Below are 15,003 nucleotides of genomic sequence, written 5' to 3' on the forward strand. Positions count from 1 at the left end.
CCGATCATGCAAGGGACGCCTGGGCTATCCTGCGGTAGCCGGCCTGACCGTGGTAGAACCCATTGCTGAACGGCGTATCCGCACAAACCTGCTGCAACCGGGCTTCGGCCGCCACGGTCGACATGCTTTGATCCAGCACCGCCCGGTAAACCTCGGCGACGGCGACCATGTCCACGGCCTGCGGCATCAATCGCAGATGGCTCACACCATCGGCAACCAGTTGGGGCAGTTCCTGCAGCAGGATCAGATACCCTTCGGATTGGGTCTGGATCCCGTTGATGCGCAGGATCGGCTGCTCATCCCTCGTACGCAGTGGCATCCCGTCGGGGTCTTCTTCGCAGACGAATTGGCAATTGTCCTTTGTCCGCCCGTGCGAGCGCGCGTGATAGCACCGCGCCGAAACGGCCAGCGACGCCCGGCCAAAGACCTGCACTTCAACCCCGAGACCCAAGTCGCGCGCCATTCGCGCCGCGACGGCGATCGAGGGCGCTGGCAACTCGGTGGGCAGGCAGACATGCGTCGCCCCCTTTGACGCCATCCAGCGGATTGTGGCCTCGTTATAGGCATTCATGAATGGGCCGATGCGATGCGGTCGCGTACCGCGTGCATACAGTCCCGCAGCGTTGTTGATTTCGATCTCGGGCGACTCCATCTCAGACAGGTCTTCGGTGGCCTTGCGCTCTCGCTTCAGCATCACTTCGGCCAAGGAGGACAAAATCACCTTTTTGCCCGCCCGTTCGAGCCTTTCGATGATGGACGGCAGGTCAGCCTCTTGGAACGGGGCGCGTTTTGAACAGATGACCTCGCCCAGATAGACCTCATCCACCGGAGCTTCGTCGGCGACACGCGCATAGAAATCCCGGCGTTGGTCGGCCGACCAGTGATAGGCGATCGGGCCCAATGTAAGTTTCGTCATCGTTTCACCGCCATTTCTTCGTGGCAAAAGCGCCTTGCGTCTGTTTCTGACCCTCGGTCAGTGCGACGAGGTTCCCGATATCCACTTCGCGACCCGCCCGGATATCGTCGACAGCGTTTCGAAATGCAGACACCACGGACCGGACATAACTCTTGGACCTTTGCCGCCCTTCGATCTTGAACGCATGCACCCCGGCATCGATCAACTCAGGCAGAAGGCGGGCCAGGTTCAGGCTGATCGGTTCCTCGAACGCATAGTACCCGTCCGGACGATGTGCGACCTGATAGCGGCCTTTGCAAATCGTCGGATAACCGGCCTTCTCATCTGGCCCGAACCGGTCGATGGTAAAGCCAGCCAACCTCGACGACATCGAACCATCGGCATCGCGCACGTACTCCACGTCGGACGCCGGCGAACAGACGCCATCGAGGTTCGTGGACTGCCCGGTCAAATAGTTCGTCAGGCTGCAGCGCCCTTCGACCATCAGACCGTGATTTCCGAAGATGAAGGTTTCGATCTCACAGGGGATTTCTTTTCGGATCTGCTGGATTTCGGGGATGGTCAAAATACGGGGCAGGACCACGCGTTTGACACCGAAATTCTCGCAATAGTAGCGGATCGCCTCGGGTGACGACGCTGCAGCCTGTACCGACAGGTGCAAGCGCATCTGTGGATGGGTTCGGGCGATGTAGTCGGCCACGCCCATATCAGCCACGATGAAGGCATCAACGCCGATCCGCGCACCGGTGTCGGCAGCGTGCCGCCAAAGGTCGACCTTGCCCGCCGGGGGATAAGTGTTGAGTGCCAGAAGGACCTTGGCACCCTTGGCATGGGCATAAGCGACCGCCTCCTCCAATTCCTGCGGCGTGAAATTCAGCCCCGGAAAATTTCGGGCGTTGGTGGCGTCCTGAAAGCCGCAATAGACGGCGTCGGCCCCGGCATCGACCGCTGTGCGCAGGGCAGCGGGAGTTCCGGCGGGGCATATCAATTCGGCGAGGCTCATGAAGCAGTCGCTCCTTCTACTTCTTGGTAATTTCGGCGCAACCGGGACAGGATCGCGCGGCCAGGCGGGCCGAACATGTCCGCAGCCTCCTGAGCGATGGATCCATCCATGTCGTCCAATGCATTGCGCAAACGGACGACGGCCTCGGTATCTCCTGTGATCTCCAGATCGCGCGAGAAAAAGGCCGCGTCGCCGTCCTGTTCCGCATCGACCAGTTCCAACAGCAGCAGGAACCGCCCGCGTATAACGGCTGTGGCGTCAGGCAGCATCGACCGCGGCACGGCGCGAAAGCTCAGGTTCTGAGGATCCGGACGCAAATGCAGCGCGAACGGCAGCTCGATCGGGTCGATCAGGAAATCGGCGCTTTGATACGGGCCAAGCCGGGCGAATAGCGCAGGGTGTTCCTGCGCGACCCTACGGACCACCCGCGCGAGAATGGGCTGAACCGCCAAACAGGCCAAACGCGAGACGATTGCCTGTCCCGGCGGTCTTGGCCTGTTCGATGTCTGTGTTGGGCTCACCATATCCTGCATGTACTGCCTCATCCGTTTGGCTGTTGTATTTGTGCGGGTTCAACCCGGTGCCGCCGTGTTTCGGCCTTGCGCGATGGACCATCGGCACCATTCGACCACAACGTCCTCAAGGGGCGGCAGGAGTTTGGCGGTTCCTCCGGCAAACTGATCGAAGGCGGCGCGATGGGTGTTGCTCACGCCGATCAGGACCGGAATATCCCGCGCCAAGGCCTCGGCTATGAGGGTGCGAAATCCGCGGCCCTCGGCCTCGCTGAGTCCGAATTTGTTCAGCAGAACGATGTCGCAACTGTCATCTCGCAACCGAGCGGTCGCGATGCCGACCACGTCTTCGATCGCACCGGCGTCCATGCGACACGCGCTTGAGCCCGAACCCAGAACCTGCGTGATCCGGATGTCGGGACCATGCGGCAGCAGTCCAAGCGTTGTCTCACAAAACTGGGTGCCAGTGTCCGGAATGTTCACACGCAACGCTCCGAGCAAGCACAGACCTTCTTCCTGCAATCGCGCGGCCACTGTCGCCAGCAAATGATCCGTTCCGCCTGCCTCACTTGCGTCGACACCTGCAAGAAGCATGATTGATCCCCTCTACCGTTCGAACCGTGGAAACAGGACCTGGTTTTCAAGCATCATGTGCCGGTCAAGATCCGCCAGAAGGTTCCGCAGCCCGTCATAAAGCCGTCGCCAAGACCCGCAGGCATGTGCGGGCGGTGTCAGGTCATGGGTGATATGCCGGATCAGAGCGATACTCTCGGCGTGGCCATCGTGATCGGCGCGCATAACCCGGATCGGGTTTTCGATCCCTTCCATGCCGCCCGTGCGCATGGCGGGGAACAGGACGATCTCTTCTTTTGCCATGTGCGTTTCCATTTCGGCCGCCAGTTCGGCCAGCGCGCGGACCAACCCTCGGGGGGCTTGGGGATCGTCTCGGTGAACCAAGGCCACGCGTTCAGCAAGGTGTTGAAGCTGTTCAAGCTCGGTCCGGTGTGTTTCGTGATACCGTGTGAGGATGAGATCAATCAGGGCGCCTGTCTCAAGATCAGCTTCGTGCATATCGAAGTTCGTCATGGTCCGTGCTTTCAGGTTCACGACCCGAGCATCTCGAATCGGAATTTGATTTGCGCATTCTGTTTTGCTAATACGCATAGAAAATACCAATTGGAAAACGCGACCATGCGCCTCACCTCATTCACTGACTATGGTCTCCGCATTCTGATGCGGCTGGCTGGCAGCCCGGACCGCCCGTTTTCAACCGGCGAACTTGCGGATGAATTCAAGGTGTCACGCGCCCATCTCGCCAAGGTCATTTCAGCGCTGGCCAATGCCGGATACCTCAAAACGCGGCGGGGCGGTGGCGGCGGGGCCGTCTTGTCTCGCCCGGCGTCGGACATCCGCTTGGGCGACGTGGTGCGCACTCTGGAGACCGGGCAACCAATCGTTGAGTGTTTTTCGGCCGATGGCAGTGCGTGCACTCTGACTCCAAGCTGCCTTTTGAAAGACCGGCTGAAGCAAGCCGAGCAGGCTTTTTATGACGACCTGAACTGGGCAACACTGGCTGATTGCATCTATCGTCCGCCATGGGAGATTTCCGCAGCGGAATAGCAGCCGGCCTGCCCCTTCGGACAATTCGCCTGGGTTCTCTCAGAACCAATCAGGCTGCGACCACTGTTACCTCTGTGCTGAGACCGGTCAGATCAGGTGGCCCCAATCTAAGAATAAGAAACGGTGTTCGACCGCACGCCTCTATAAATTCGGCCAGCTGTTTCTCCGGCGGACTTGCCTGATCCTCCGAATGTCAGACCGAAACTCTTGTGCGGAAAAATGCAGGTTGTAGTCTTTGTAGACCGGCCGGAGAGATCCCATTGGAACTGCAGAGACTCCTTGACGACGCCAAGGCGCTGATTACCGAGGCCCAGCTGGATGACGGCTTCTGGCCCTGTGGTGTGCGGGACATGGTTCTGGCCCAGACGCGCCAATCCAAACGCCCGTCATGCTCGGTCGTTGAGCCCATGATCGGGCTGGTGCTTCAGGGCAGCAAGTCGGTACAATACGGAACCGAGCATGTCCGCTATGACGCAGGCGACGTCATTGTCGTGGGAAGTGCTCTGCCGATGGTCTCCGGCCTTGTGGATGCCTCGCCCGGAAACCCCTACATCGCCCTGTATCTCGGCATCGACATGCGCGTATTGCGGGGCGTCTACACCGACATGGGCGGCACCTCGCTGGACGATGCGGGTCCGGCCTTGGAAAGCGGTCAGGCTGACGCGGAAGTCATTGATTCATTTGCACGTCTTTTCCGTTTGCGCAGGGATCCGATCGCAGAGCAAACGCTGGGGGCCGCCGCCGTCCGCGAAGTTTATTTCCGGGTTCTGCGCAGCGACAAAGGGCGCGCGCTGCGCCGTATCATCCGCGCGGACAGCAAGGCCAACCAGGTTGCCAAGGCAATCGCGCATATCCGCAAAGAGTACCGCTCGACGATCAAAGCCTCGGACCTTGCCGCGATCTCGGGCATGAGCGCGTCGGTATTCTATGACGCTTTCAAACGGGTCACGGCCAACAGTCCGCTGCAGTTCCAGAAAGACCTGCGCCTGACCGAGGCCTTCCAACTGCTTCAGCAGACAGGAACGCCTGTATCGAGCGTTGCACACGCGGTGGGGTATGAAAGCCCGGCCCAATTCAGCCGTGAGTTCGCCAAGAAATTTGGCGTTCCGCCCCGAGAACTGACCCGGGATCACGTGACCTGAACCGCACCCTCTGCTCTTGGGTTTCGGAGAATCGAGCAAGAGTTGAGGAGGAAGCTCTGTGTCCCACCCGAGGCGGACAGGTTAGGTTCATCCATGAAGCAACCGGGCGATGTTGCCCCCGAAATCGCAAGGATACCTGATGGCAGTTCCCGACCAAGTTCCTACAAATTCAGGATTTCACGCAAAAAGCACGGCGGCCGAAGTGTTGGCCGATATCGACCTGACCGGAAAGACCGCAATCGTAACCGGTGGCTACAGCGGCATTGGCCTCGAAACCGTCCGCGCCCTTGCCGACAAGGGGGCCGCGGTGATCGTTCCCGTACGGTCGGAAGCCAAAGCGCGGGAGAGCCTTGCGAGCGTGGATGGCAATATCAGAACCACGCCGATGGACTTGGCAGATCTGGGATCAGTCCGACGGTTTGCCGAGACGGTATCCAGCGACCTGCAAAACCTGGATCTGCTGATCAACAACGCCGGGATCATGGCGTGCCCCGAGGCCCGTGTTGGACCCGGTTGGGAATCCCAATTCGGTATCTGCCATATGGGCCACTTTGCCCTGACCAAGTTGCTGCTGCCGCTTTTGCAGCAAACGCCGGGCGCGCGGGTCGTTGCTCTTTCCTCAACCGCACACAAGATTTGCGACGTGCATTGGGATGATATCCAGTTCGAAAAGACGGACTACGACAAATGGCAGGCCTATGGCCAAGCAAAGACCGCAAATGCGTTGTTTGCCAACGCCCTGTCCCGCCGTTTGGCAGAGACCGGCGGGTTGGCGTTTTCGGTACATCCCGGTGGGATCTTCACCCCGTTGCAACGGCACCTGCCGAAGGAAGAGATGATCGCACTGGGTTGGCTGAACGAGGATGGCGAACCGTCCGAATTGGCCAAGGAGGGTTTCAAGACGCCCGAACAGGGCGCGTCAACAACGGTTTGGGCGGCGACTTCGCCAATGCTGGTTGGCAAACCAGGAGTGTATTGCGAGGACGCTGACATTGCTGCCCCGACCGACCCCAACAGCCCGACGGCCCGATATTTCGGGGTCAACGCACATGCCTGCGACGACGAATCAGCCGAAAAGCTGTGGGAGATCAGCGAACGGCTACTGCAAGAGGCCTGATACCCACGCAATCCGGTCGGGATGATCCCGGCCGGACTACGCTTCTTAGGGATAAGGCAGCGCCAAGGTTTTAGACCGCAGTCGCGCCCCCTAGCCTTCTGCGCCGCTGGTCCTGGCCCGGGCTGAACCCCAACGGTTCAGGCCAAAGCCTGCTCGGGCGCAGGATCGGCGATCAACAGTTCGACATCTGACACGCCCAGCGCCACGGCCAACTGGCTTGGCGGGACCGTGTCGACGATCAACGTATCCAAATCCGACAGTTCGCACACTTTGTGCAACTGCTTGTGATTGAACTTCTGGGCATCCAGCAGAAGATGGCGTTCCGCAGAACGGCCCAGCATCGCGCGTTTGACGGCGGCGATATCACCGATCGGCTCGCTGGGGCCATCATCGGACAATCCCGACGCGCCGATCATGCAGCGATCGACGTTGAACCGGCCCAGAAACTCCAGCGTTTCGCAACCAACGACGGCAGCCTCGGCGGCAAGATAAGCACCGGGGCAAACAATCACCTCGGCCGCGCTGCCGCCCAGTGTCACGGCCACCGGAATAGAATTCGTGATGACAGTGCAACGTATGTCGCGATATGCCAATGAGCGCGCCAGTTGAGCGGTTGTCGAGCCCGAGTCGATCATGACCGTCTCACCTTCACGCACAAGGCCAGCGGCGGCGTTTCCTATCCGCTCGCGTTCGGCAACCCGGGCCGCATTGCGCTCGTCCAGGCTGAGATAATGCCCTTGCACCGGCGCCGACGCGCCACCGTGCGCACGCGCAATCAGGCCGTCTTCGGCCAGCGCGTCAAAATCCCTGCGGACGGTCTCGGTGGATACGTCGAAACTGCGGGCCAGATCACTGATGCGCACGTGCGGGCGCAGCTTGAGCTCAAGCAGGATACGTTGGCGACGATCGGACTTTTTCAGCCGATCCCGCCCTTTCTTGCTGTGTTTCTGACGTGTTTTGGCCTTTGACATCCTATTGCCCCGGCTAGACGACATTCAATTTCTGTGGCGTTTACCTCATTTTTGCAAATATTTTGTTGCATTACCCTCAAACTGGTGATGAAAATCGTCGGACTCACCCCATTGTGGAAGGCAAAATGTTGGCCATGCAACGGCGCAGCGCAAACAAGGTATTGAACGCATGATCGTGCTGGCCACCCATCTGGCGGCCGGCGTCGCCCTGCTTTTGTGGTCTGTCCGGTTGATCCGGACCGGAGTGGAACGAGCGTTCCTGCCCGAGTTGAAACGCGGCCTGAAAATCCTGTCTGAAAACCGAATCTCCGCTGCATTGGGTGGCGGTATGGCAGCGATGCTTATGCAAAGCTCGACTGCAGTTGCATTGATCGGAGCCGGATTCGCGGTATCGGGCATGCTGGCCCCACCCTCGGCCCTTGCGCTGCTGCTGGGGGCAGAGGTGGGATCCGCCCTGATGGCAAAGGTGCTGACCCTGCCCGTCCAGGCGGTGATGCCATTCGCATTGCTGGTCGGCGTCGTGGTGTTTTTGAAAGCCGGTCGACGGCGGACGAAACAAATCGGGCGCATCACCATCGGTTTTGCCCTGGTGCTGTTGTCGCTTGGAATGATCCGCGAAGCCACAGTGCCAATCGGGGCTAGCCCAATCGTTCAAAGCATTGCCGCATATTTTCAAAGTGACTTGATCAGCGCCTATGTGGTCGGCGCAATTCTGGCGTGGCTCATGCATTCCAGCCTTGCCGCTGTGCTGACCTTTGCCACATTCGCGGCGTCGGCACTGGTTGGCGGCACGGTGGCCGCCGCACTGGTCATCGGTGCCAATCTCGGTGGCGCTGTGATCTCATTCGCCCTGCTCTGGTCTCAGGAGCGCCCGGCCAAGTTGATCGTCCTTGCCAACCTGGTGGCTCGGGCCTGTGTCACTTTGGTGGCGCTGGCCCTGCTGCTGACCGGCGTACTGAACATATCCGTGTTCGGCACAGCGCCCGGTCAACAGGTGGTGATGCTGCACATTGCGATGAATGTCGCCCTTCTGGTCGTTGCGCTGCCGTTCACCAACCTGCTGATCCGGTTGGCAGACGCGTTCGTTCCCCGCCATTCCAGCATCACCGCCGACAACGTGACCGCATTGGACCCCAGCGCACTGGACCACGTGCCTCTGGCGCTGGCCTGCGCACAGCGCGAACTGCTGCGCATGGCTGAAACGGTTCAGGCGATGCTGGTGCCAACCATTCATCTGTTCCGGAACTGGGACCCCGAACTGGCCCGCACCATCGAATTGCGGGAGAACGATGTCGACCGCATGCATTTTGACATCAAAATCTACGTCTCGCGTCTGCGGGAAGGCGATCTGACACCTCAGCAGGAGAAAAAGACACTCGAGCTGGTGTCGATGGCCAACAACCTTGAAGAGGCCGCCGACCGGATCGCGGTCAACCTTGTGGCGCTGGCGAAAAAAATGGCTGACGAGGGCATAACCTTTTCAAAGGAAGGTCTGACCGACATCGAACAATTCCACGATCAGATCACAACGAACGGCCAGTTGGCTCTGAGCATTCTGACCACCGGCGACGCTGAGGCGGCTTGCCAATTGGTGGCCGAAAAGGATCGGATCCGGATTGAAGAGCAATACCTGCAGGAGCGCCACCTGAAGCGCCTGCAAAGTCGGGGTCCGGCCAGTATCGAGACGACCAATATCCACCAGGAGACGCTGCGCCTATTGAAGCAAATCAACGCGGCGCTGGCGTTTGTGGCCTACCCGATCGCCGAAGAGACGGGAGATCTTCTGGAAAGCCGCCTGGCCAAACCGCGCATAATCTCGGACGCACCTTAGTCACGGCAATCTTCGGATTGTACTTTTAAGGACCGGCAGCGAAGGCTCCCGCCCTTTCGTGAGTACAAGGCTTTCTGACTTCCTGAACCCGGCAGAATTGACAGTCGGCCCCACTCGCATGCTATCGTCATATCAGAATGTTATGACATAAAACCGTTTCTTTGAATTCGAAGCTGTTGAATTGGGAGGTTCTCATGCTGCGACTCTACGTCTGTTCAATGCTGCTGACACTCGGCCCGGCAGGCGTTCTCGCCGACGCTGTGCCGACCAAGGAAGCTGCAGAGGGAACCTTTGCCGAGCGTCCGTTCTCGCCCTATGCCAACCGGACATTCCCGGAGCGCCCTCTTTGGGGGGACACGCACCTGCACACAGGGTTGTCACTGGACGCCGGAACGTTCGGGAATACGCTGCTGCCGGATGACGCCTGGCGATTTGCCAAAGGCCAACAGGTCATCTCGTCGACCGGACAGCCGGTTCGGCTTGCGCGCCCACTGGATTGGATGGTTCTTACGGATCACACGGACCTGATGGGGTTTGCCCCGGACCTGCAGGCTGGAAATCCAGGGGTCTTGGCACATCCCAAGGGTCTGGAATGGTACGAAGGATACTCTGCGGGCGGGGACGAAGCTGCCAAAGCGGCGTTCGACATCATTTCCAATTTCTCGCAGATGACCCTGCCGGAAGACCTGCTTGAATCATACAGCCCCGGAGCGGACGCTTTTGCGTTTACTTGGGAACATATCGTGATGGCCGCAGAACGGCACAACGACCCGGGCAATTTCACAGCGTTCATCGGTTTCGAGTGGACCTCGGTGCCCAAGGGATTCAACCTGCATCGAAACGTCATGCTGCGCGATGGCCCGATCCGTGCGCTGCAGATGGTGCCGCCGGTCACGCAGCCGCCCTATGGGAATACGGATCCGAAGGCACTCTATGCGTGGCTCGAGGAGTACCAAGCCAAGACCGGAGGCCGTGCCGTTGCCTTCGCGCATAACGGCAATCTGTCGAACGGCTGGATGTTCCCGACCGAAGACACCTATCACGGCGGCAAGGTGGATGAGGAATACGTACAGAACCGCGCCAAGTGGGAGCCGCATTACGAGGTCACCCAGATCAAGGGTGACGGCGAAGCCCATCCCTATCTCAGCCCTGACGACCCATTTGCCGACTATGAAAACTGGGATGTCGGGAACCTCGATATCTCCGAGCTGAAAACCGATGACATGCTGGCCGGCGAATATGCGCGTGAGGCGCTGAAGCGCGGGCTGATGCTTGAAGAGAAATTCGGCGTGAACCCCTACAAGTTCGGGATGGGCGGCGCGACGGACAGCCATACGTCGCTGGCCACGGCCGAGGAAGACAACTATTTCGGCAAATCCGTAAGTGCCGAGCCGTCGGCCACGCGCGTTTTGCACCCCTTTGTCGAAAGCGATCTGGGCGCCTTTGAGGGGCATACGCTGGTCGCATCGGGCTACACCGCAGTCTGGGCGTCCGAGAATACGCGCTCGGCCGTTTTCGACGCGTTCAAGCGACGCGAGACATACGCCACGACCGGGCCTCGCATCGGGCTTCGCTTCTTCGGCGGATGGGATTTCGATGAGTCCGACCTGCTGACGCGTCTGGTGGCCGATGTGGGATACACCAAAGGCGTGCCGATGGGCGGTGACCTGCGTCCGCCCGAGGGTGAAGGCGCACCGACTTTCCTGATCGGCGCGCTGCGCGACCCCGTCGGTGCAAACCTTGATCGAGTTCAGGTCGTCAAGGGCTGGTTGGATGCCGACGGCGCGCTTCAGGAAAAGGTCTATAACGTAGCCTGGTCCGACGATCGTGCGCTGGATGCCAATGGCAACCTTCCCGAAGTCGGCAATACCGTAGATCTGGACACCGCCAGCTGGAGCAACTCGATCGGCGCTTCGGAATTGGTGACCGTTTGGACGGATCCCGACTTCGATCCCGACGCGCGGGCATTCTACTACGTGCGGGTTCTGGAAATCCCGACCCCGCGCTGGGTGCTGTACGACAAGCTTCGTTTTGGAATCGATCTGCCGGCCGAGGCCCAGTTGATCCATCAGGAACGGGCGTATTCGTCACCGATCTGGTACACGCCTGCCAGCGAATGAACCAAGACCGAAACCGGGGGCGCGGGATCGCGCCCTTGGGCCGGGGTCGTTGCAGCAACATCTTCACCCCAAGTTGAAATCGGCGATTTGACATGACGGGCCGTTGGGATCAACGATCGGGTATCGAATTGCCAGCAGGTCAGATCTTTCATGCGCTTTTTCAATGAACCGCTGTTCCACTTCATTCTGATCGGGCTGGCCATTTTCGGCTGGTTCTATCTTGTATCCGACGAGGCCGAGCCCCCGGTAGAGACCGAAACGATCACAATTGACGGCGACGACATCGCGCTTTTGAAAACACGGTTCGAGGCCAGCTGGAAACGTCAACCCACCGACGCCGAGTTGCAGGCCCTGATCGATTCCAGGATCCGCGAAGAAATTCTTGTGCGCGAGGCCCGAAAGCTGGGCTTGGACCGTGGTGATCAGGTGATCCGGGCCCGCCTTGCCCGAAAAATGGAGTTTCTGACCACCGCAATTGCGTCCTCGGTTGCCCCAGAAGACGCTGTTCTGCAAGAGCATCTGGCCCAGAACGCAGACCGCTTCACGACTCCTACCCTGATCGCGTTTGATCAGGTCTATCTTGGGGATGCCCCTGACCCGGACGTTGTCGATGACACCCTGCAAGCTTTGAACGGTGGCGCGGATTGGTCCAGCGTTGGTGTTTCGTCCTTGCTGGCGCGGTCGATGCCACTGACAGCCGCGGGCGCAATCGACACAACCTTTGGGCGCGGGTTCGCGTCTCTGCTTGACGGGAGCGAGCCGATGATCTGGATCGGCCCGATCAACTCGGGATACGGACAGCACCTTGTCCGCGTGACCGAGGCAAAGCCCGGCTACCTCCCACCGCTCGCGGAGATCTACGACTCCGTTCTGAACGATTGGCGCAGGGCGACGGCTCAGGACTTGGCGCAGGCTCAATACGAAAGCCTCGCCGCCCGGTACCGGGTCGAGACACCCGAATCCGCAGAGGGCGGCTCGTGAAGACGGTCTTCTTTGTTCTGCTGGCTTTCTGGCTGGGCATGGTTCCACAATCCAGCCGAGCACACGCGCTTGACCCCGGCTATCTGGACCTGAACGAACTGGCGCCGGGCACCTGGAGAATCCTTTGGCGTATTCCCGACGTGAACGGACAACCCATGGAGATCGATGCGGTTCTGCCCGACCATTGCGCGCCGGCAAATGGCCCGGAGCCAACAGCGGAAAACCAGGCTTGGGTGTCTTCTTGGATTGCAGAATGTGATGCCGAAATCGCGGGCCATGTTGTGGCCATAGACGGGTTGGAGCGCCAGCAGAACGATGTCTTGCTGCGCGTTCGACCGCTGAACACTGAACCCGTGACGCTCAGATTTACGCCTGATGAGGCCGAATTGATGGTTCCGGCGGAGCCTACGATCTGGTCGGTTTTTGGCAGCTACTTCCTGCTTGGGTTCGAACACATTTTGGGCGGCTGGGACCACCTGTTGTTCGTTTTTGCGCTTTTTGTTCTGGTGCGGAACCCATGGCGGTTGGTCAGTGCGATAACCGCGTTCACAGTCGCGCATTCGCTGACGCTGGCGATGGCGACGCTTGGGTTTCTCAACGTGCCCGCCGGCCCCGTCGAAGCCGTTATTGCCTTGTCCATCGTATTCCTTGCTCTGGAAATCCTGAGGCACAAAGAGGGCGAGCTGCGGTTATCCGAGCAATACCCGTGGATCGTCTGCTTCAGTTTCGGCCTGCTGCATGGGCTTGGCTTTGCCGGTGCTCTGGCTGAAATCGGCCTGCCTTCGCAAGAGATCCCTGCAGCGCTGCTGGCTTTCAACATCGGCGTCGAGGCCGGTCAGCTTGCCTTTATCGCAGTGCTCGCGCTTCTGATTGCGATGTGGCGCCTTATCGCGCCACGAAACGCCGGTTGGGTGACCCGCTTGGCCCCCCCCGTAACAGGCTATGCCATCGGGTGCATATCGCTCTATTGGCTGATCGAGCGGGTCAACGGGTTCTGAGCGCCCAAGCGGTCAATTCACAGACCTTTGCATTCCGGCACGGCAGTCAGAACCGATCCGTCCTTGAGATGTTGCAACAGATTGTCGACCGTCAGGTCGCCCATCGCGGCACGCGTTTCGACAGTAGCACTGCCCGCATGCGGCAACAGAACCACGTTTGGCAACTCGCGCAACGCTTGTGGAACGCGAGGTTCATCTTCGAAAACATCCAGCCCTGCCCAGCCAAGCGTACCGCTTTGCAGCGCGTCAATCAAAGCCGCCTCTTCAACAACGGACCCGCGGCTGACATTGATCAGCGTGCCCCCGGCCCCCAACGCCCGCATCACTTCGGCGTTGACCAGCTTGTTGGTCGACGGCCCGCCCGGTGTTATGCAAATCAGCACATCCACGTGTTTGGCCATGTCGACCAGATTGTCGAAATATCGGTATGGCACATCCTTGGGACTGCGGGTGTGATAAGAGATTTCGGGCGACCACGGTGCCAGTTTGTCGGCAATCGCCTGGCCGATGCGGCCAAGCCCCAGAATTCCAACCTTTTGATTGTCGGCTGATCGGGTCAAAGGGGCATTGCCTTCTGTTTCCCATCGCCCCGACCGGACGTATTCATGGTCGCGCACAAGCTCTCGGTAGCAGGCCAGCATCAGCAGAACGGCGGTGGTTGCGACCTCGTTGTTGAGCACATTCGGGGTGTGCGTTACGACAACTCCGCGGGCTGCAGCAGCCGTTGCATCGACCGCATCATATCCAACCCCATAGACGCTGATCATCTTCAGGTTTGTCAGTTGGGCCATCAGGTCGGGCGGCACGCCGTCATGTCCGTTCGTGACCACATGCGTGGTGCGCGGGGCATCAAAATCGTCCAACTGGCGAATATCAAATGCGGCGGACAGCCGATCTTTCATCCGGTCGGTAATCCCGCCGATCTGCAACAGCTCAGTCATCCTGACTGACCTTCTGCCGCTGTGTGCCCAGCCCGTCGATCCTCAGTTCCATCACGTCGCCCTTCTTCAAATAGACCGGATCGGGCTTGATCCCCATGCCGACCCCGGGCGGTGTGCCGGTCGAAATCACGTCACCGGGATGAAGGGTGAACAACTGGCTCAGATGCTCGATGATCTCGGCAACGGTAAAGATCATGGTGGCCGTGTTCCCGGTCTGCATCCGCTGACCGTTCACATCCAGGGACATGCCCAGCGCCTGAGGATCGGGAACCTCATCGCGGGTGACCAGCCACGGGCCGGTCGGACCGAACGTGTCGCAGGACTTGCCCTTGGTCCATTGTCCGGTCAGTTGCGTCTGGAAATGCCGCTCGGACACGTCATTGACGATGCAATAGCCGGCGACATAGTCCAAAGCATCAGCCTTGGAGACGTATTTAGCCGTTTTTCCGATCACGACACCCAACTCGCATTCCCAATCGGTATGGGTGGACCCGCGCGGCATCACAACGTCATCATAAGGCCCCACGATGGCGGAATTTGCCTTGAAGAACAGGATCGGATGCTTGGGAATATCCGCGCCCGTTTCGGCAGCATGGTCCGAGTAGTTCAGTCCGATGCACAGAAATTTTCCGATCTTGCCCACGCAAGCTCCGATCCGCGGATCCCCTTCAACAATCGGCAGGCTTTCGGGATCAATTGCGCGCAGCCTGTCCAGCTCGGCGTCGCCCAGCGTTTCACCGGTGATATCGGTGACATGGGCGGACAAATCCCGCAATTGACCCGCAGAGTCGACCAACGCGGGCTTTTCCGACCCTGCGGCTCCGTAGCGAACAAGTTTCATTTCGGTTCCT

At 59.6% G+C, this 15,003-nt stretch carries 15 protein-coding genes; 7 read left to right on the forward strand and 8 right to left on the reverse strand.

Going from position 1 to position 15,003, the window contains the following annotated elements:
- Positions 1-4: 4 nt before the first annotated feature.
- From ubiV to ACR0BA_RS05405, 5 genes are read right to left on the reverse strand one after another with little or no spacing between them, the layout of a single operon-like run.
- Entirely contained in the window at positions 5-916 is a 912-nt protein-coding gene (gene ubiV, locus ACR0BA_RS05385) for a ubiquinone anaerobic biosynthesis protein UbiV (RefSeq protein ID WP_170403832.1), read from the reverse strand.
- 4 nt (positions 917-920) lie between these two features.
- The gene (gene ubiU / locus ACR0BA_RS05390) at positions 921-1,919 is read right to left on the reverse strand and encodes a ubiquinone anaerobic biosynthesis protein UbiU (protein WP_480726802.1); all 999 of its coding nucleotides are present in this window, start codon (positions 1,917-1,919) and stop codon (positions 921-923) included.
- Positions 1,916-2,452 carry a ubiquinone anaerobic biosynthesis accessory factor UbiT gene (ubiT, locus tag ACR0BA_RS05395; protein WP_480726804.1) on the reverse strand — a complete coding sequence of 179 codons (537 nt, stop codon included), beginning with the start codon at positions 2,450-2,452 and terminating at the stop codon, positions 1,916-1,918. The genes ubiU and ubiT overlap by 4 nt, the downstream gene beginning before the upstream one ends.
- Positions 2,453-2,491: 39 nt before the next feature.
- Complete coding sequence (locus ACR0BA_RS05400) at positions 2,492-3,025, reverse strand: DUF2478 domain-containing protein (protein ID WP_480726805.1); 534 nt, start codon at positions 3,023-3,025, stop codon at positions 2,492-2,494.
- Between the two features lie 12 nt (positions 3,026-3,037).
- Positions 3,038-3,517, reverse strand: a complete 480-nt coding sequence (locus ACR0BA_RS05405) for a hemerythrin domain-containing protein (RefSeq protein WP_480726806.1) — start codon at positions 3,515-3,517, stop codon at positions 3,038-3,040.
- Between ACR0BA_RS05405 and ACR0BA_RS05410 the strand changes: the two genes are divergently transcribed.
- From ACR0BA_RS05410 to ACR0BA_RS05420, 3 genes are all read left to right on the forward strand, one after another.
- A complete protein-coding gene (locus ACR0BA_RS05410) occupies positions 3,497-4,051 on the forward strand; it encodes an RrF2 family transcriptional regulator (protein ID WP_480726808.1) in 555 nt (184 codons plus the stop codon). The two genes, ACR0BA_RS05405 and ACR0BA_RS05410, sit on opposite strands and share 21 nt — an antisense overlap.
- Before the next feature lie 260 nt (positions 4,052-4,311).
- Positions 4,312-5,193: an AraC family transcriptional regulator gene (locus ACR0BA_RS05415; protein ID WP_480726809.1), complete on the forward strand. Its 882-nt coding sequence runs from the start codon at positions 4,312-4,314 to the stop codon at positions 5,191-5,193.
- 139 nt (positions 5,194-5,332) lie between these two features.
- On the forward strand, positions 5,333-6,310 hold the full coding sequence (locus ACR0BA_RS05420) for an oxidoreductase (protein ID WP_480726810.1): 978 nt from the start codon (positions 5,333-5,335) through the stop codon (positions 6,308-6,310).
- A gap of 137 nt (positions 6,311-6,447) precedes the next feature.
- Here ACR0BA_RS05420 and ACR0BA_RS05425 read toward each other — a convergent pair whose 3' ends face one another.
- Positions 6,448-7,281, reverse strand: a complete 834-nt coding sequence (locus tag ACR0BA_RS05425) for a DeoR/GlpR family DNA-binding transcription regulator (RefSeq protein ID WP_480726812.1) — start codon at positions 7,279-7,281, stop codon at positions 6,448-6,450.
- Positions 7,282-7,450: 169 nt separating this feature from the next.
- On the opposite strand from ACR0BA_RS05425, the gene ACR0BA_RS05430 reads away from it, so the two are divergent.
- The 4 genes from ACR0BA_RS05430 to ACR0BA_RS05445 all read left to right on the forward strand — a co-directional run bounded on the left by ACR0BA_RS05430 (position 7,451) and on the right by ACR0BA_RS05445 (position 13,211).
- A complete protein-coding gene (locus ACR0BA_RS05430; RefSeq protein WP_480726813.1) occupies positions 7,451-9,112 on the forward strand; it encodes a Na/Pi cotransporter family protein in 1,662 nt (553 codons plus the stop codon).
- Between the two features lie 194 nt (positions 9,113-9,306).
- Positions 9,307-11,232 carry a DUF3604 domain-containing protein gene (locus tag ACR0BA_RS05435; RefSeq protein ID WP_480726815.1) on the forward strand — a complete coding sequence of 642 codons (1,926 nt, stop codon included), beginning with the start codon at positions 9,307-9,309 and terminating at the stop codon, positions 11,230-11,232.
- Positions 11,233-11,382: 150 nt separating this feature from the next.
- Entirely contained in the window at positions 11,383-12,213 is an 831-nt protein-coding gene (locus ACR0BA_RS05440) for a peptidyl-prolyl cis-trans isomerase (protein ID WP_480726817.1), read from the forward strand.
- Positions 12,210-13,211 (forward strand): HupE/UreJ family protein, encoded by a 1,002-nt coding sequence (locus tag ACR0BA_RS05445; protein WP_480726818.1) that lies wholly within the window; start codon positions 12,210-12,212, stop codon positions 13,209-13,211. Before ACR0BA_RS05440 ends, ACR0BA_RS05445 begins: the two co-directional genes overlap by 4 nt.
- Before the next feature lie 17 nt (positions 13,212-13,228).
- On the opposite strand, the gene ACR0BA_RS05450 is transcribed toward ACR0BA_RS05445, so the two are convergent.
- Both ACR0BA_RS05450 and ACR0BA_RS05455 read right to left on the reverse strand, forming a co-directional pair.
- Positions 13,229-14,152, reverse strand: coding sequence for a 2-hydroxyacid dehydrogenase (locus tag ACR0BA_RS05450; RefSeq protein ID WP_480726819.1), 924 nt, complete (start codon positions 14,150-14,152; stop codon positions 13,229-13,231).
- Entirely contained in the window at positions 14,145-14,993 is an 849-nt protein-coding gene (locus tag ACR0BA_RS05455; protein ID WP_480726821.1) for a fumarylacetoacetate hydrolase family protein, read from the reverse strand. Before ACR0BA_RS05455 ends, ACR0BA_RS05450 begins: the two co-directional genes overlap by 8 nt.
- Positions 14,994-15,003 lie beyond the last annotated feature (10 nt).

The organism is Ruegeria sp. CI5 (assembly GCF_056536885.1).